At 49.6% G+C, this 17,389-nt stretch carries 15 protein-coding genes; 10 read left to right on the forward strand and 5 right to left on the reverse strand.

Going from position 1 to position 17,389, the window contains the following annotated elements:
- Nucleotides 1-263: 263 nt before the first annotated feature.
- Nucleotides 264-1,652 carry a DUF2867 domain-containing protein gene (locus AAKU61_RS02810; RefSeq protein WP_354329477.1) on the forward strand — a complete coding sequence of 463 codons (1,389 nt, stop codon included), beginning with the start codon at nucleotides 264-266 and terminating at the stop codon, nucleotides 1,650-1,652.
- 117 nt (nucleotides 1,653-1,769) lie between these two features.
- On the opposite strand, the gene AAKU61_RS02815 is transcribed toward AAKU61_RS02810, so the two are convergent.
- From AAKU61_RS02815 to queA, 3 genes are all read right to left on the reverse strand, one after another.
- Nucleotides 1,770-2,675: a TraB/GumN family protein gene (locus AAKU61_RS02815; protein ID WP_354329479.1), complete on the reverse strand. Its 906-nt coding sequence runs from the start codon at nucleotides 2,673-2,675 to the stop codon at nucleotides 1,770-1,772.
- Between the two features lie 69 nt (nucleotides 2,676-2,744).
- Entirely contained in the window at nucleotides 2,745-3,878 is a 1,134-nt protein-coding gene (tgt, locus tag AAKU61_RS02820; protein WP_354329480.1) for a tRNA guanosine(34) transglycosylase Tgt, read from the reverse strand.
- A 98-nt stretch (nucleotides 3,879-3,976) separates the two neighbouring features.
- Nucleotides 3,977-5,014 (reverse strand): tRNA preQ1(34) S-adenosylmethionine ribosyltransferase-isomerase QueA, encoded by a 1,038-nt coding sequence (queA, locus tag AAKU61_RS02825; RefSeq protein ID WP_354329482.1) that lies wholly within the window; start codon nucleotides 5,012-5,014, stop codon nucleotides 3,977-3,979.
- A 366-nt stretch (nucleotides 5,015-5,380) separates the two neighbouring features.
- On the opposite strand from queA, the gene recG reads away from it, so the two are divergent.
- The 3 genes from recG (at nucleotide 5,381) to AAKU61_RS02840 (ending at nucleotide 9,101) form a co-directional block, all read left to right on the forward strand.
- Nucleotides 5,381-7,477, forward strand: a complete 2,097-nt coding sequence (gene recG, locus AAKU61_RS02830; RefSeq protein WP_354329484.1) for an ATP-dependent DNA helicase RecG — start codon at nucleotides 5,381-5,383, stop codon at nucleotides 7,475-7,477.
- Nucleotides 7,478-7,571: 94 nt separating this feature from the next.
- A complete protein-coding gene (locus AAKU61_RS02835) occupies nucleotides 7,572-8,057 on the forward strand; it encodes a GNAT family N-acetyltransferase (RefSeq protein ID WP_354329486.1) in 486 nt (161 codons plus the stop codon).
- A 135-nt stretch (nucleotides 8,058-8,192) separates the two neighbouring features.
- Nucleotides 8,193-9,101 carry an SDR family NAD(P)-dependent oxidoreductase gene (locus AAKU61_RS02840; protein WP_354329488.1) on the forward strand — a complete coding sequence of 303 codons (909 nt, stop codon included), beginning with the start codon at nucleotides 8,193-8,195 and terminating at the stop codon, nucleotides 9,099-9,101.
- 146 nt (nucleotides 9,102-9,247) lie between these two features.
- Here AAKU61_RS02840 and AAKU61_RS02845 read toward each other — a convergent pair whose 3' ends face one another.
- Nucleotides 9,248-9,454: a hypothetical protein gene (locus AAKU61_RS02845; RefSeq protein ID WP_354329490.1), complete on the reverse strand. Its 207-nt coding sequence runs from the start codon at nucleotides 9,452-9,454 to the stop codon at nucleotides 9,248-9,250.
- A 207-nt stretch (nucleotides 9,455-9,661) separates the two neighbouring features.
- On the opposite strand from AAKU61_RS02845, the gene AAKU61_RS02850 reads away from it, so the two are divergent.
- The 6 genes from AAKU61_RS02850 to AAKU61_RS02875 all read left to right on the forward strand — a co-directional run bounded on the left by AAKU61_RS02850 (nucleotide 9,662) and on the right by AAKU61_RS02875 (nucleotide 16,524).
- Nucleotides 9,662-10,606 (forward strand): hydrogen peroxide-inducible genes activator, encoded by a 945-nt coding sequence (locus AAKU61_RS02850; RefSeq protein ID WP_354329492.1) that lies wholly within the window; start codon nucleotides 9,662-9,664, stop codon nucleotides 10,604-10,606.
- Nucleotides 10,607-10,764: 158 nt separating this feature from the next.
- Nucleotides 10,765-11,076, forward strand: a complete 312-nt coding sequence (gene sugE, locus AAKU61_RS02855) for a quaternary ammonium compound efflux SMR transporter SugE (RefSeq protein WP_354329494.1) — start codon at nucleotides 10,765-10,767, stop codon at nucleotides 11,074-11,076.
- Nucleotides 11,077-11,091: 15 nt separating this feature from the next.
- Nucleotides 11,092-11,643, forward strand: a complete 552-nt coding sequence (locus AAKU61_RS02860; protein ID WP_354329496.1) for a GNAT family N-acetyltransferase — start codon at nucleotides 11,092-11,094, stop codon at nucleotides 11,641-11,643.
- A 192-nt stretch (nucleotides 11,644-11,835) separates the two neighbouring features.
- Nucleotides 11,836-13,347 (forward strand): S41 family peptidase, encoded by a 1,512-nt coding sequence (locus AAKU61_RS02865; protein WP_354329498.1) that lies wholly within the window; start codon nucleotides 11,836-11,838, stop codon nucleotides 13,345-13,347.
- The gene (locus AAKU61_RS02870; RefSeq protein WP_354329500.1) at nucleotides 13,344-13,772 is read left to right on the forward strand and encodes a hypothetical protein; all 429 of its coding nucleotides are present in this window, start codon (nucleotides 13,344-13,346) and stop codon (nucleotides 13,770-13,772) included. The genes AAKU61_RS02865 and AAKU61_RS02870 overlap by 4 nt, the downstream gene beginning before the upstream one ends.
- Nucleotides 13,773-14,208: 436 nt before the next feature.
- The gene (locus AAKU61_RS02875; RefSeq protein ID WP_354329502.1) at nucleotides 14,209-16,524 is read left to right on the forward strand and encodes a patatin-like phospholipase family protein; all 2,316 of its coding nucleotides are present in this window, start codon (nucleotides 14,209-14,211) and stop codon (nucleotides 16,522-16,524) included.
- On the opposite strand, the gene AAKU61_RS02880 is transcribed toward AAKU61_RS02875, so the two are convergent.
- Nucleotides 16,490-17,281, reverse strand: a complete 792-nt coding sequence (locus tag AAKU61_RS02880) for a helix-turn-helix domain-containing protein (RefSeq protein ID WP_354329504.1) — start codon at nucleotides 17,279-17,281, stop codon at nucleotides 16,490-16,492. The genes AAKU61_RS02875 and AAKU61_RS02880 overlap by 35 nt on opposite strands.
- Nucleotides 17,282-17,389 lie beyond the last annotated feature (108 nt).

Here is a 17,389-nt window from a genome sequence, read left to right on the forward strand (position 1 = left end):
CGCCACATTCTAGCATTGGAGCAGCGGCTTACTGTGATTTAGTCGCTTGATGTTGGGATTCGAGACTAATATTTAATATTAAACGTTGGCACAACATGCGACATTAACTTATTAATATGACTAATACCGATATTCACTTCGTCAAACCGGAGTTTTTGATTGCGACGATATGATTGACAACATGAGTTAGGTGGCTCTACGCTTTGCTTCTAGTTTCATATTCAACACAATTTCATAACTGCCTCATTAAATAAGAACTTGGCATGCTAGAACTAAAAAAAGTAATCAATGCCTTTCCTTCTGCACAAATTCGATCGCAGTCGGGCGGCTTACCAGTCGAAGTCTCATTGATCGCGCAACTTGGCCATGGTTCTGGTAACCATTTATATGCCAGTGTATTGGCACGCCAAAGTTCACATCCAGATTTTATTGATGAATTGGATGAGCCATCCGCTAAATTGGCCGGAACCGATTTTGCCAAAGGAGATGTCACTTCGCTGTATTCATTTGCGGTGGGAGCAAAAGGACATCCTTTTCATCGACATGCGGGACATAGAATTTTTACTGCAATCGCGGGAAGTGGCGGAGCGCAATTACGGTTTTCAACCGCATCACCAGAGCAGCTATCAGAAGACCCGCATAGTTTTATCAAGGCACTTCAATACATCAACATCCCTCCCGATTGCTTGTTCACAGTCCGTTTTGGAGGAGAAACCTGGCATCAATTCGCGCCACTGACAGAAGATTCAAAACATCCCGTATTTTTTGCATTGTCCTGTCACACCAACGAACTAGGCGGTGCACTATCAGAGTCGCTGCGAGAAAAAGTGCTGGCAAACGAAGCGAGTATCCCAGCTCTGACCGAGCTACTGCCTCAAAGCGTCATTTCAATACTCGAGCAAACATCGTTAGAAAAAATACATATCCCAACGATCGACTTATCCCTAGATGCACCTCCGGGTACTCTGCAAAGAGCAATGTGCGATACGACACGTGGCGGCCTCGGTCGAGCTCGCGGCTTGTGGGCAACATGGAAGCAATCAAAAGGATTTTTCTCTGATAACGGGAAAGGCTATAAAGTCGTTGAACTGAAAAATCCACCCGCTGGCTCTTTACTGTCCAATCAATTGGCAAAGACGAGCTTGCACCATGAAGATACGTTTAGCTTAACGCTCGAAAATGAGAATCTTAAGCAACTGATGCACGACAGTGCATCAGCTCTTCTAGGAAAAGTATTAGAAGGATTTTTAAATAATCCCCCTAAAGGTGTCTCGCGCATGATGGCATTTAGAAACATACTGGTACGCCCAATGGGGTTGCGCACCTCGACTTTAGGCTGTCCTGTATCGTCGTTGCTATCTTCTCGTAGTAACGGCCTGTTCGAGAATCGCTTTCCGGTCATAGATCAGTTGACGAGTGACGACAATATGCGCTCACAAGTGATTTTGGGGGCCAACGATAAGCATTTGATCTTCCGTTCGTGTGTCGGAGTAGAAATTGTCAATGCTCATCGCATTGACGTCACGCTAGGGACTCGCGTCCATTGCAAGAATCTTTTTGGACGCTTTTATATGGCGATAATTGACCGGACTCATCGCTCTTATGTAACACCAACAATGCTGCGCTACGCTGTAGAGCATGCACTTGCTTAATCGTCGCACTTACTCATTTGACTTACTCATTTGACTTACTCATTTGACTTACTCATTTGACTTACTCATTTGACTTACTCATTTGACTTACTCATTTGACTTGCTCATTTGACTAGTTCATTGCAACCGGCGTATCTGCAAACCCCGTTGTTGCAATAAATCCAAAATGCTGTTCTTACCCACCATATGACCAGCGCCGACGACGATCAATACTGGCTTATTGCCGTTGATGAGCTTAATCAGTTTGTCGCTCATGCCAATATTGCGATCATCCAGCAATCGCTTCATGAGCTTGGCAGTGCTGGCGTCTTTATCGGCGGATGACTGCATGATTTTTTCTAAGGCAGGCAGGTCACCACTTTTCCAGGCGGCCACCATTGCTTCGGAATCCTTTATCGCGTCGCCATCTTTCATACTCGCAATCGTATAGGACAACATTTCATCGCCCTCAGCATCGCTGAAGTCAGTCAATACTTTCATTTGAAACGCCAGTGTCTCCAGTTGGTAGACAGACTTACCGTCCGCTTTGGCTCGCTTTAAAAAATGCAAATCAATCCCTGCATCTGGGGTATAGCCGGTGCTTGTCATCATGCCGATCATTAAGCCAGTTGCAACGATGCCCGGCTTAAGTTGTTGCATCTGTTCTGCCGCCGGACCAAAGCTAGTAGATAACTGTGCCCAGGTCTGCGCAGACAAATGTTTTTCCAGCTTGTCTGGAGCGACATACATGGTTAAAGGCATGACTTTTTTGAGCGCAGCCATGTCGGTGACATCGGTTTCCACTGCAAGTATTTTTGCATTTTTATACGCAGTCTCGACTGCTGGCGACATGGGATAAAAATCGGGCTTGGCCAGATGGATGGAACCAAATAAATATCCCGTCTTGGCGCCTGACTTTATCTCCCATAGAAAGCCCTTAGTTTTCTCGGCACCCTCAGCAACGCTGCTATTGGTGTCAGCATAGGCGCTATTCGAAAAGGCAAGACAAGCGAGGCCAAGAGCAATCCATTGTTTGAACGTCATACGTCTGTTTTTTAAAAAATGAAGAGATAAGTTATCGGAACGCACTAATCCTAAATTGATAGAATTGACTTAAACCCCGCGTGCCCGGTCTGCATGAAACTGCGCAACAAACTCTGGAAAACGCTCGTCATCAAGTGACTGGCGAATACCCTTCATCAGTTCTAGGTAGTAATGCAAATTATGGATAGTATTGAGACGGGCACCCAGGATTTCACCTGTGCGGTGCAGGTGATGCAAATAAGCGCGGGAGAAGTTTTTACAGGCATAGCAAGAACAGGTTTCGTCCAGCGGTGCTTTCTCTTCTTTATAGCGGGCGTTCTTGATTTTGATGTCGCCATAGCGGGTAAAAATCCAGCCATTACGGGCATTGCGGGTTGGCATGACGCAGTCGAACATATCAATACCATTTGCCACGCCAGCGACCAGATCTTCTGGTGTGCCGACGCCCATCAAGTAATGCGGTTTGTTCTCTGGCAAGCGCGGCCCTACGTGCGCCAAGACTCGCAACATATCTTCTTTTGGCTCGCCGACGGATAGGCCACCGATGGCAATACCATCAAAATTAAATTCATTTAAGGCAGCCAAAGACTCGTCGCGCAGATGCTCAAACATGCCGCCCTGCACGATACCGAACAGCGCATTAGGATTTTCACCCTGATCGAATTCGTTCTTGGAACGCTGCGCCCAACGCAAGGACATGCGCATGGACTTGGCGGCTTCTTCTACTGTCGCAGGGCGACCATCGATTTCATACGGTGTGCATTCATCAAACTGCATCACGATATCGGAATTGAGTGCGCGTTGAATTTGCATCGAGATTTCTGGCGATAAAAATAAGCGTTCGCCGCTGATCGGTGAGGCAAACTTCACGCCCTCTTCCGTGATCTTGCGCATAGCGCCAAGCGAGAAGACCTGAAAGCCGCCGGAGTCGGTCAAAATCGGTTTATCCCAACCCATAAAATCATGCAAACCGCCAAATTTATTGACAACGCTCAGGCCAGGACGCAGCCATAAATGGAAGGTATTACCCAGAATAATATGGGCATCGATTTCTTTCAATTCCAACGGCGACATCGCCTTGACCGAACCGTAAGTACCCACCGGCATAAAAATCGGTGTTTCGATCACTCCGTGGTTGACAGTCACACGGCCACGACGGGCGGCGGTGGTTTTGTCTTTTTTAATTAATTGGAATTCGAGCATAAGGATTTACCGACCTGTATATAAAATAATTGTAAGGTGCGCCGTGCGCACCGGAAACCTGGGTGTAATTTAGATGCCGCTATGTGTAAAGTATCTTATTACTGATCAGAGGTATTAGTCAGCAACATCGCATCACCATAACTAAAAAACCGATACTCGTTGGCAATCGCATGAGCGTAGGTGGCACGAATACGATCATAGCCTGCAAATGCAGATACCAGCATCAGCAAGGTTGATTTAGGTAAATGGAAATTGGTGATAAGCCTGTCTACTGTTTTGAACACATACCCAGGCGTGATAAACAAGTTGGTGTCGTCGCTACCAGCCAACAAAGTGCCCGTTTGCGACGCGGACTCCAATGCACGCATGCTGGTGGTACCCACTGCGACGACAGCTTTACCCGCCGCTTTAGTAGCGCATATTGCATCAACCGTCGCTTGCGGCACGGTGTACCACTCACTATGCATTGCGTGGTTGGCTAGCACCTCGGTACGTACTGGCTGAAAAGTCCCGGCGCCGACGTGCAAAGTCACATACGCAAAGTTAATACCTTTGGCGCTGCACGCATCTAGTAAGGCCTGATCAAAATGCAAGCCGGCGGTAGGCGCAGCCACTGCGCCGGGCACACGCGAATACACCGTTTGGTAACGGTGCTCATCAAAATCGTCAGCTTCATGATTGATATAGGGCGGCAACGGCAAACGACCGTATTGCTCAATCAGCTCAAACACATCACCCGGGAAATGCAGGGTAAAAAATTCTCCCGCACGTTCGCCGACGACGACATCAAAAGCATCTGCCAAGCGGATTTTGGCGCCAGCGTGCGGTGATTTGGAGGCACGCAGTTGTACATGAACGATATGTTCGTCAGCGGTATTGCTGACCACACGCTCAACCAGCATCTCGACCTTACCGCCGGTTTCTTTTACCCCGTGGAAGCGGGCTTTTAGTACGCGGGTATCGTTAAACACGAGCAAATCACCCGCAGATAATTGATCAACAATGTCAGCAAAATGGCGATCCACCAACTGATCACCATCGACATGCAACAAGCGCGAGGCAGAACGATTCGGCAAGGCTGTCTGCGCGATCAGGTTTTCTGGCAAATCAAAATCAAAATCACTTAAAGAGTACATGGAGAAATGGTGCTTCTAAAAAATTAATAATAAAATGAAACCAGGATGTCCAATGATTCTGCGGCTTCTGGCATGATATTGGCCCGCGAGGCTCAGAATCATTGGACATCCAAATTGACATGAATGACATGCGTAGACTTGGTCTTTAGTTGAAAAAGGGATTTAGAGACTCTCTTTTGGGCATTAAAGACAATCTAGTTAAACGATACCAGCAACAATACAGGCCACTTAGTAGACCACTTAATAAGCGAAATAGTACGCTTGCAAAAAAAGCTGCTAGACACTGTATAAAAAAACAGTAGAATGGCGCCAGACAACTTGTGATCTAAGCCCAACCGCCAACTGCAAAACCCAGCATTTTACCCTATGCCCCCTGCCCCAATAATAAAAGCAGCGAAAGTAGCTAAGCCGCCCAAACAAGCTTCGCCAGAAAAAACGCCTGCTAACAAGCTGGAGGACAAGTTCGCCAGGCTGGGTCTGCGGTCTGAGATGGATTTTGTGCTGCATTTGCCCATGCGCTATGAGGATGAAACCGAAGTCACCGCCATGCGTGACGCTGGTTTCCGGGGTGGCAGTATGGTGCAGGTGGAAGGTTTAGTCACCGCCTGTGATGTGCAATACCGGCCAAGACGGCAACTGGTTGTGACCATCGCCGATGACACGTCGCAAGTGGTGCTGCGCTTTTTAAATTTTTACGGTAGCCAGATCTCACAAATGGCGGTCGGTATGCGGATTCGGGCACGTGGCGAATTACGGCATGGATTTTTTGGTGCCGAGATGGTACATCCCGCCTACAAAATGGTAAATGAAGGCGCCCCCTTACCAACGGCGTTGACACCGGTGTATCCGGCAGGTGAAGGCGTATCGCAAACCATGCTGCGCAAACGGATAGCGACTGCTCTATCCAAAGTGGAATGGCAAGATACCCTAGCACCCGTACTGTTGAGGGAATTGTATTTAGAGAGCTTTGAAAGCTCGGTACGTCTGCTACACAATCCACCGCCCGATGTCGACCAGCACAGCCTGATCGAGCGCGAGCATCCCGCCTGGCAGCGAATGAAGTTTGATGAACTGTTGGCGCAGCAACTCTCGCTGAAACGCGCCCAGTTGGCACGCCGCGCTAAAGGAGCAACGGTACTGCCTACCGTGGGTGAATTATGTAACGCCTTCGTGATGACCTTACCCTTTACATTGACTGCGGCACAAGAGCGCGTACTGGCAGAAATTCGCTCCGATTTAAAACAAGCTTATCCTATGCAGCGTTTATTGCAAGGTGATGTTGGTAGCGGTAAAACCATCGTCGCCGCACTTGCAGCAGCACAAGCGATTGACAGCGGTTATCAAGCCGCCCTGATGGCGCCGACTGAGATTTTGGCGGACCAGCATTTCAGAAAAATCGCCGCCTGGCTAGAACCGCTGGGCGTCAAAACTGCCTGGCTCACCGGCAGCCTGAAAAAGAAAGATAAAGAAAAAGCGCAAGCCCTGATCGCTTCTGGCGAGGCACAATTAGTGATCGGCACACATGCGCTGATTCAGGATGCGGTGCAGTTTTCTAAACTGGGATTGGTGATTGTCGATGAGCAGCACCGCTTTGGCGTGGCACAGCGACTGACCCTGCGCAACAAAGGCGAGGCAGGCAAAGTCCCGCACCAATTGATGATGTCGGCCACGCCGATCCCGCGTACGCTGGCGATGACTTACTATGCCGATTTAGAAGTATCAGTGATTGATGAATTACCGCCCGGACGCACTCCTATCGTCACCCGCGTCGTAGACCAAAACCGTCGTGACGAAGTGATAGAAAGGGTGCATGCTGCGGCACAAGACGGCAAACAGGTTTACTGGGTTTGTCCCCTGATTGAAGAATCAGAAACCTTGCAATTACAAACGGCAACCGACACCCACGCGATGCTCAGCGCAGCACTGCCTGATTTACGCGTAGGTCTGGTGCATGGGCGACTGAAGCAATTAGAAAAGCAATTCGTGATGGATGCCTTCACCCGCAACGAGGTGCAAGTACTGGTTGCGACAACGGTGATTGAAGTCGGTGTCGATGTCCCCAATGCCAGCCTGATGGTGATTGAACATGCTGAACGTTTTGGCCTATCGCAATTACACCAGTTGCGCGGTCGGGTTGGGCGCGGCGCTGCCGCCAGTGTTTGCCTGCTGCTGTATCTTGGCCCGCTGGGTGGTACAGCCAAACAACGATTAATGACCATGCGCGAAAGCACCGATGGCTTTGAAATCGCCCGTAAGGATTTAGAATTACGCGGCCCTGGCGAATTTCTCGGTGCCAGGCAGTCGGGCGAAGCCATGCTACGTTTTGCCAACCTAGAGACAGATCAATGGCTGGTCGATAAAGCGCGTGAACTAGCGATCCAATTGCTTACGAACGACTTGCCTACAGTCGAAGCGCATTTGCAGCGCTGGCTGGGATACAAGGAAGAATTTTTACGGGTATAAAGCTGACCTGTTCTGCCGCGATCATTCTCAGTCACACCCCAAAGGCGCAAGTCCTCAGCAACATCATTCAATCATCATCAAAAAGACAAAGACTATGCTCACAATTATTAATGCCGATCTGAATAATCCACAGCACGCTGGTGACCTCGTCATGTTACTCAACAGCTATGCCCTAGATCCCATGGGCGGCGGCGAACATCTATCTGTATATACTCAGAATAACCTCATCCAAGAATTACAAAAACGGAGCACGATCCGAGCGATTCTGGCCTATGTTGATGATCAACCAGCAGGCTTTAGTATCTGCATTGAGGGTTTCTCCACGTTCGCCTGCAAGCCTCTGCTCAATATTCATGACATCGCTGTGTTGCCGGATTATCGAGGTATGGGGATTGCCAAAAAATTACTCGCCCACATTGAAGACATTGCCAAAGAACTGCACTGCTGCAAAATCACACTCGAAGTATTGGAAGGCAACCATCTGGCTAAGGGTATTTATCAGGATATCGGTTTCGCTGGTTATGAACTTGATCCCGCTATGGGCGGTGCCATCATGATGCAGAAAAAATTGGCGAAGTGAACTCGAGGATGGGCAATCATCCGCTGTTTTGCTCTTTTGCGTCAGTCTTATATATTAAGGCTGTAAATTAAAATAGAATAGTCGTACTTTTTTCAAGTTCTGTATTTTTATACCCTTATTCTTAAAGGCAAAACAATGACGATCGATTTTAAAGGCCGCGTGGCTATCGTAACTGGTGCAGGTGGTGGACTCGGACGTGAGCATGCGTTGGCGCTGGCGAAGCGCGGTGCCAAAGTAGTCGTCAACGATTTAGGCGGCGCGCGTGATGGCTCTGGCGGGTCGTCTGCTGCGGCTTTAGCCGTGGTGGAAGAAATCACTAAGGCTGGTGGCGAAGCAATTGCCAATGGCGCGTCCGTCACGGACTTTGTCGCCGTGCAAGCGATGGTCAAACAGGCGATGGTCACCTGGGGTCGGGTCGATATCCTGATCAATAACGCAGGGATCTTGCGCGATAAGAGTTTTGCCAAAATGGAGCTGGACGATTTTAAACTGGTAATGGATGTGCATCTGATGGGCGCGGTCAACTGCTGCAAAGCGGTCTGGCCTATCATGACCGAACAAAAATATGGTCGTATCGTGATGACCACATCATCTTCTGGCTTGTACGGCAATTTTGGACAATCCAATTACAGCGCAGCTAAACTGGCGCTGGTTGGCTTGATGCAAACCCTGTCGCTGGAAGGAGCGAAAAACGATATCCGTGTAAATAGTCTGGCACCAACCGCAGCCACCCGCATGACAGAAAGCCTGTTCCCTGAAGCCATGCTGCAAGCGCTGCAACCGTCTGATGTTGTGCCGGCGATGCTAGTATTGGCAGCCGAAAGTGCACCGACTCGCACGATTTTATGTGCCGGTGCTGGCAGCTTTGAAGCAGCCCATATCACCATGACACAAGGTGCATGGATCGGTCGCGGCGACGATGCACCAGAACGTCTGGCGGCACAATTAGCCGATATCAAAAATCGTGATGGCGAAATCGTGCCGGAAAGTGGTACCGCGCAAGGACACCATGAACTAACGCGAGCCATGAGTAAAATGGCGTAGCAGATCTATAAATGTCTAACGATGGAAAAGTGCTGCGTGAATGATGCAAGACTCGAGGCAACACTTTTCTGTCGATACCGCCGTATCGCTTGCAAATACACACCAAAACCACAGTTTTTTTGCCTTTTACACAAGTCGAAAAAAATTTATACTCCCCATCTGTATGGCAGAATAATGCCTAATTGTCCAATAAAAATATAGACAATTAAAAATACTCCCCTCATTTCTATCTTTTCATCGACAACAAAGATAAGCACTTGCTGACGCTGGCAAAAGTCTGTGCCACACTGGGGTCTACTAGCAATTAAATTGGGAGATGCGTTCAGCCCAAAGCGCAGGATGGCAAGGCGCATGTCGCTGCTGAGGCTGGAGCCTCAGCAAGATATGCAACGCGGTTCATCGTGCGCTTTGGACTGAACCCTTCGGGAATGGCCTAAACGGGTACATGGCGTTGTTGCAAATCGCTTATAGTGCTTGCACTATTGCTCTCTTTGCGCCTAGCCCTGTACCCGTTTAGACTCATTCGCACTCCCGATTTAATTGCTAATAGACCCCGCGCCATGACACTCACAGAATTAAAATACATCGTCGCAGTCGCCCGCCAAAAGCACTTTGGTCACGCGGCTGAAGCCTGTTTTGTCGCGCAGCCGACCTTGTCAGTTGCCATCAAAAAACTCGAAGAAGAATTAGGCGTTACCATTTTTGAGCGTGGTGGCACCGAAGTGTCGACCACACCACTGGGCGCACAAATCGTGGCGCAAGCTGAACGGGTGTTAGAACAAACCGCCGCTATTAAAGAAATTGCCAAACAGAACAAAGATCCGCTAGCTGGCCCATTCCGCCTTGGTGTGATTTACACAGTAGGTCCTTACTTGTTGCCAACGCTGGTCAAAACGATGATCAAGCAAGTACCGCAAATGCCCTTGGTGCTGCAAGAAAATTTCACTGTTAAATTGATGGAGCTGTTACGTCAGGGAGAACTGGATGCCGCCATCATGGCATTGCCCTTGCCCGATCAAGGCATGATGGTGCAAGCCCTATATGACGAGCCATTTGTAGTCGCAACACCGCGTGATCATATCTGGGCGGATCGCACTGAAGTCTCCACTGCAGAACTTAAACCCGAAACCATGCTGTTGCTAGGCAACGGTCATTGCTTCCGCGATCAAGTGCTGGAAGTCTGTCCTGAAATGTCACGCTTCTCTACCGCTGGCGATGGTATCGCCCGTAGTTTTGAAGGCTCGTCGCTGGAAACCATACGCCATATGGTCGCCTCTGGCATTGGCATCACTGTCTTGCCGATGGCATCGGTACCGGATCTGGAAACCAAAGATGGCATGCTGCGCTATCTGCCATTTAGTGACCCGGTCCCCGAACGACGCGTCGTGATTGCATGGCGCAAAAGCTTTACCCGTCAAGCGGCAATTGAAGCGATTCGCCAAGCGGTATTGGCTTGCGACTTGCCTGGTGTCAAGATGCTGGACGAAGCCGCCAGCGCGCAATAAAATCTGGCGTATTTGCCTGATTTTTCGTTGATTGTTTTGTCGTCTTCCCTTGATTAACTGCGATTTTATAAGTCTGACGTTGTAATTCTGACGTTCACAACGTCGCCACCAGTACAGCAGCACCATTAAAATCCCAATACATTAATCACACACTACCTATGGCATGGTTCATTTTATTCGTCGCTGGTTTACTCGAAGTTGTATGGGCTATCGGCCTCAAATACACTGATAATTTTTCTCGGCTGTGGCCTTCGGTCGGCACCGTAACCGCCATGGCTGCCAGCGTCTGGCTGCTTTCTCTGGCAATGAAAACGCTGCCAGTAGGCACTGCTTATGCGGTCTGGACTGGCATCGGTGCAGTCGGTACCGTCATCATGGGCATTATTTTATTTGGCGACGCTGCGACGGTAACCCGACTAATGTGCATGGGGTTGATCGTAGCGGGAATCGCCGGACTCAAATTTTTATAAGTCTTGGCTCTGATCATGCTCACCACCGCTATCACAACAACCCGGCTGCAACTGCGCGTTCTGAATCCCGAAGATGCGCCGCTGTTACAAACCTACCTGCTCAAAAATAGAATACATCTGGCCCCTTGGGAGCCGGCACGTGACGACAGTTTTTTTGAACTGGAACAATGTCAGCAACGCTTATTCAGTAGTTGCTTAAATATCGAAACAGGTCAGTCATTGGCGCTGGCCGTTTTTCTAAAAAACTCATCACAAATCATCGGCACCTGTAACTTCAGTAATATCGTCCGTGGCATTTTTCAGGCATGTCATCTGGGCTATGCCGTCGATGCAGAGTCAGAAGGGCAAGGCTACATGATGGAAGCCGTGCAAGCAGGTATTCAGCACATGTTTCAGCAGCAAGGCTTACACCGGATTATGGCAAATCATGTGCCGGAAAACATCCGCAGTGCCAGCCTCCTGAAGAGACTCGGTTTTGAGCAGGAAGGCGTGGCCAAATCCTACCTAAAAATCAATGGTGTCTGGCGCGATCATGTGCTCAACTCTCTGGTCAATCTGGCTGACTGAGACACCTCAGTATACGAAATGGCCGCAAATCAGGATAGCTATCAGCGAAGTATAAATATTTGTAACCGGGATGTTTTTCTACCGTAGAATCGGGCAAGATATTATCTGAATTGTCTGGTGAGCTTTTGTCATCAGCGTTAATCTGATATTGTCCCCGTCCATCCTTTTATCTTGACCTGATATTTTATGCTGATGAAATCACGCTATTTATTTGCACTCACTATCGCTGTAACTTCAATGTTATCCGCCTGCGGTGACGGTGGTGGTGGCTCAGCTACGACTGCGGCAGTTGCCACAACGGGTACGACAACGCTGGTCGCATCGAGCACTGTTCAGAATCTGTGCCAATCGCCGCGGACCGGTTTAGATCCACTCAACGGCAACACGCCCTACCCCGACAAACAAGGAACGCTCGCCAACGAAAAAACCTGGTTGCGTTCCTGGATTGATGAAACTTATCTTTGGTATAAAGAAGTACCAACGACGCTCAATCCAGACAATTACAGTTCAGCGATTGCTTATTTTAATGATCTTAAAACCAATGCAATTACTGCTTCCGGCAAACCCAAAGATCAGTTCCATTTTACCTATACGTCCGCGGAATGGGATGCGCTATCCCAGCAGAGCGTAGAACTGGGTTATGGCATCAATTGGGCAACCAGCCCTAGCGGTACTAAGCCACGCAAATGGGTTATTACTTATGTAGAGTCAGGCTCACCATCGGCCAATGCGGGCTTACGCCGCGGCGATCAATTATTCTCTGTCGACAATGTCGACTTTTTGAACAGCTCAGACAGTGCCAGCGTGGCCGCATTAAACGCTGGCTTATTCCCGGCAACCGCGGGTGAAACACATCAATTCGTGGTCACCCGCGCCGCCAGCAATATCAGTGTCACCCTCGCGGCAAGCAATGTTACGACCACGCCCGTTCAGAATGTTAAAACCATCGCCACCGCGACTGGCAATGTTGGCTATCTGACCTTCAACAGCCATAATGCCGTATCAGAATTGCAGTTGATCAATGCAATCAATCAACTTAAGTCTGCGGGTATCACCGACCTGGTGCTGGACTTGCGCTATAACGGCGGCGGCTACTTAAACATCGCCAGCGAACTGGCTTATATGATTGCAGGCCCGACCGCCACCGCAGGTAAAACCTTTGAGCAAACTCAATTTAACGATAAATACTTACCAGGGACACCGACACCGTTTTATTCCACTACCCAGGGATTTTCGGCCACATCGGGACAAGCTTTGCCGTATCTGGGTCTGAAAAAAGTCAGCGTATTGACCACAGCCGGGACCTGTTCCGCCAGTGAATCGGTAATCAACAGTCTGCAAGGGATTGATATTGAAGTAGATGTCATCGGTGCGCAAACTTGCGGCAAACCTTACGGTTTTTACCCGACACCGAATTGCGGCACAACTTATTTTGCGATTCAATTTAAAGGGGTAAATAACAAAGGCTTTGGTGACTATGCTGACGGCATCCCGCCGACTTGCAGCGTTGCCGATGATTTCACCCATGCCATCGGCGATCCAGCAGAAGGGCAACTAGCAGCCGCCTTAAGCTACCGCAACAACCGTGTCTGCCCTGCCGCCAGCAGCGGCGTTCAATTGCCGGGACAAGCTCTATCTAGTCCAATGCTATTAGTCCGTCCGATATCGAAAGAAATCGCGATCTACACCGCAGGCAAAAAATGAAAAGCAACCGCCACAATTTCCGTTTGTTAAACAAATTCAGTTGTGGCTTGCTGGCAGGCGTATCGTTGGTGGCGTGCCAGGCCATCAACGCCTCTGCCGAGATACCGGCTCATCTAACATCAGCGTCCGCAGCACAAACTAGCGTGCAGCAGCAGTTGCGACAAATGGTAGCAAGCTCCTTAAACGTGGATATCTCTGTAGTCAATTTAGCAGACGATACCTTGATCAACAGCAGCCAGTTTGTTTTCGCGCGCACTCCGCGTTATGACTCGTCAGGCCAACTGATGCAAGGCCGCGTGGTCGAACCCGTCAATGTATTTAAGCTGGTATTGCGTGACCAGCAATGCTGGCTGGACTATCAGGGAACGGCACAACATCCAGCAAAAAAAATGCGTCTGGCCGAAGCGCAATGCAAGCCAGAGTAAAGGCAACGATAAGCTATAAAATAGAGGGCACCGTCATATACTCCCCACCATTTTTCAGTTTTTAGCCTTATTGTCCAATGATTCTCTGGACGATTAAATATACTCACCATGAGTATATTATTTGGACTATGTTCAGATTGGGTTTTGATGGAGTTGTATTGGTAGCGTATTGCTTTTGCATGTCATTCCGGCGTGGGTTTAGCCTGACTGACGCCCCATCTCGTTTGAACATCAACATTCAATCTGAACAGAGACATTTTCTCTAGTTCGTAAGTCATCCATTTTCTAATTCCCAAGCTGACTAAAATCCAATGAACTGCGTTTGCTTCTAGCGAAACTGACACCCGATCGCCGCCAGTTCTTCGTTTTAGCTCAGGTCTGAAGCTATACTCCCAGCATTCTTGCGCCAGGTTATTTGCTAAAGGTAAAACTGATGATGTCACCCTCCCGTGTAGTCGCTACTTTCATCCATCGTTCCTCGACGACTGTGCTTTGGCTGTGCACTGCTTTTGCGCTGGCATCCGGCTCGCATGTAGTCTTGGCACAAACCACTGCGGTGTCTGCAACTACGAACACGAGCGCAACTACAAATTTATCCCTCAGCATTCCCGCTATACCTGCACGTCCCAAAGTTGCCTTGGTTTTATCCGGTGGCGGCGCGCGTGGCTTTGCGCATATTGGCGTGTTGCGCGCATTGCGGGCGCAACGGGTGCCGGTGGATATTGTGGTAGGTACCAGCATGGGTGCGGTAGTCGGTGGTGCCTATGCGGCGGGACGATCGGTCAGCGAGCTGGAACAATTAGTACGTGAAACCGCCTGGGACCGCGTACTGGCAGATCGGCCAGCGCGCTACGATCTGGATTTCAGGCGCAAAGAAGAAGATCAGTTACTGCCATCCCGTATCGAGCTTGCCATCACTAAAGCTGGCGTATCTTTACCGCCAGCCGCCGCAGGCAATGCTGCGCTGGAACAAGCGTTGACCCGCTTGTTACCGCAAGGTATGCGCGACCGTCCGATCAACCAGTTGGGCTTGCCGTTCCGCACGGTTGCCTCCGATTTATTGACGGGGGATTTAGTCGAGCTTAGCGATACGCCGCTATTTTTAAGCATGCGGGCATCGCTGGCGTTACCTGGTGTTTTCGCACCGGTACGACTGAACCAAAGGCTGGTCGTTGATGGCGGTTTGGTGCGTAATCTTCCGGTAGAACTGGCTCGCGCCATGGGTGCGGATATTGTGATTGCAGTCAATGTCGGGACTCCGCTGGCAAAAGAGAGCGAACTCAGTAGTGCCTTCGGCGTGGCGCAACAGATGCTGCAAATTCTGACCGAGCAAAACGTGCAACGTTCGATTAAAGAATTGGGCAGCAAGGATGTATTGATCGCACCGGATTTATCGGGGATTAGTTTTTTAGATTTCGCTCAGTTCGAAAAAACCATCAAAGTGGGGGAAGATGCTGCCAACAAAATGGCGCCGCGGCTGCAACATCTGAGTGTGAGCGCCGAACAATATTCCCTGCTTGATCAACAACGTCTGGCTGCCACCGCCACGCCAGACGATGTCACCCAAGCCCTACCTATCGCTAAAATTGAGGTAGAAAGTCACGGCTATATCAACCCCAAAGCTCTGGTCACGCAATCCGGTCTGCGCGAGGGGCAATCGCTTACTCCGGATCAGATTCGTCAGGCAACATCGCGCTTATATGGTCGCGGCGACCTCGACAATGTGGAGACCGAAATCACCGACGATAACGGGCAGCGTAGTGTAGTGATTAAGCCGACTGAATCCAATTCTAGCCGCAACCGTCTGCGCGTCGGGCTGGAACTATCGAGTGATTTTTCTGACGATAATCAATTTGCGCTGAGCTTTATGCACATTGCCTCCTCACTCAATAGCTACGGTGCTGAACTGCGTACCGTGGCAAAAATCGGTAGCCAGCGACAGTTCGGCACACAGTTATGGCAACCGCTGGCATCAGGCTCCCCATGGTATGTGGCACCGTCGCTGGAGTTTGGCGCATCTGGCATCGATTTATTCCAGCAAGGTCGCAAAATTTATCGTGTGAGCGCACGCACTACCAGCAGTAGTCTGGTGCTGGGCCGCGAATTAGATAATTGGGGTGATATTCAAATTGGACTGAGTCGTCGCTTTGGCAAATACAATGTAATTTTGCCGGAAGATGTGAATGCGCCTGGTGCACGTAGTTACGACACCACCCAATTTGCTCAGCTACGGATTGATACGTTAGACTCGCTGGCATTTCCGACACAGGGGAATTTATTAACAGCACTGTGGGAGCGCTCGCCAAGCAAGGATATAGGCGAATCCTCTTTGGCGCGATCATCACTGACAGGCCTGACGGCGTTCCAAACCGGTGATTGGGCGGGGCATCTGTATGGTGAATGGTCGCATGCGCAACGCGGCTTTGCCTCTAGTTCATTGGGGGGATTTTTACGCTTGTCTGGTACCACGGCTGATTCGTTAGACGGCAATACGATTTTACTAGGCCGCGCCGTCATCGCACGCCGCATAGGCAATATGCCAACGACGTTGGGTGGTGCAATACGACTGGGCTTCTCGGCAGAATTAGGCGGCGGTTTTGGGGCAGAACAACCACTACGTTTTGGTAATTTAAAACGAGCAGGTAGCGCTTTTATCGCAATGGACACCCGCTTTGGTCCCTTGTATTTTGGTGCGGGTGCAACTCATGGTGACAGCTCTAGTTTGTATCTTTTCCTCGGGCCGGTTTGGTGATATTGGGTACATGCTCGGTAGTTTCCTGACGTCGCAGCACTGTCAATGCCGAAAATTCCCATGAGCGGAACCCTAACAGCAGCGTAAAACCATCACGTGCCGCTGCTGGCAAACGACGATCATCTTGATGCGATTGCGCCATTTCCGCCACCAACTGATGGATTTTTTGTACTACTTCTTGCGCGCTGGCGACAGACAATCTGGCAGGTACACAGAGCACTGTTTCACCATGTCCGTCAAAGCGACCATTAAAAAAATCGCTGACAATATGTTCCCGAAAATATTGCTGTACCGGGCCATCAGGCCGCCAGTGAAACGCGCTAGAGACATTTAAGCGATAGCGGTTATGCGGTCGTAGTTCTATCAATTCCAGACGATCCAAAGCCACCAGTTGCAAGATGCATTCCGATTCAGACAGATTGTAGGTTTCCACAATCTGCTCCAGCGTCCAATGACCCAGACAACAGATCGCTACCAGTAATAACTTGGGATCAGACATCAAGGACTTCTCTTGTGCGAGAGTCAAATTATCAGAATGCGGCGTCACATCAGCGGCCTGACGCAACACATCCTCCAGCGCAATCCCCGCCGCTTTACAGATCGCGGCAAGACGCGACAAGGCCATATCTTTTTGCGCAAACATCCGCTTCATACTGGATTCGCTCATGCCTATACGCTCAGCCAATACTTTGTAGGTGACGCCGGCTGCACGCAGTTCATGGCGTAAAACCTGCAACACCAATTCAGGAGAACTCATAAATGTCTTCTTTAAAGTAGGACTTACGCAAAACCGCCCGGCTGCATCGCTAGGCCTTGCCAGGTCAATTTTGCGTAAGTCTTATAAAGTTCAAAGGGTAACAAAAAT

Source organism: Undibacterium sp. GrIS 1.2 (genome assembly GCF_040544435.1).
GTDB lineage: Bacteria > Pseudomonadota > Gammaproteobacteria > Burkholderiales > Burkholderiaceae_D > Undibacterium.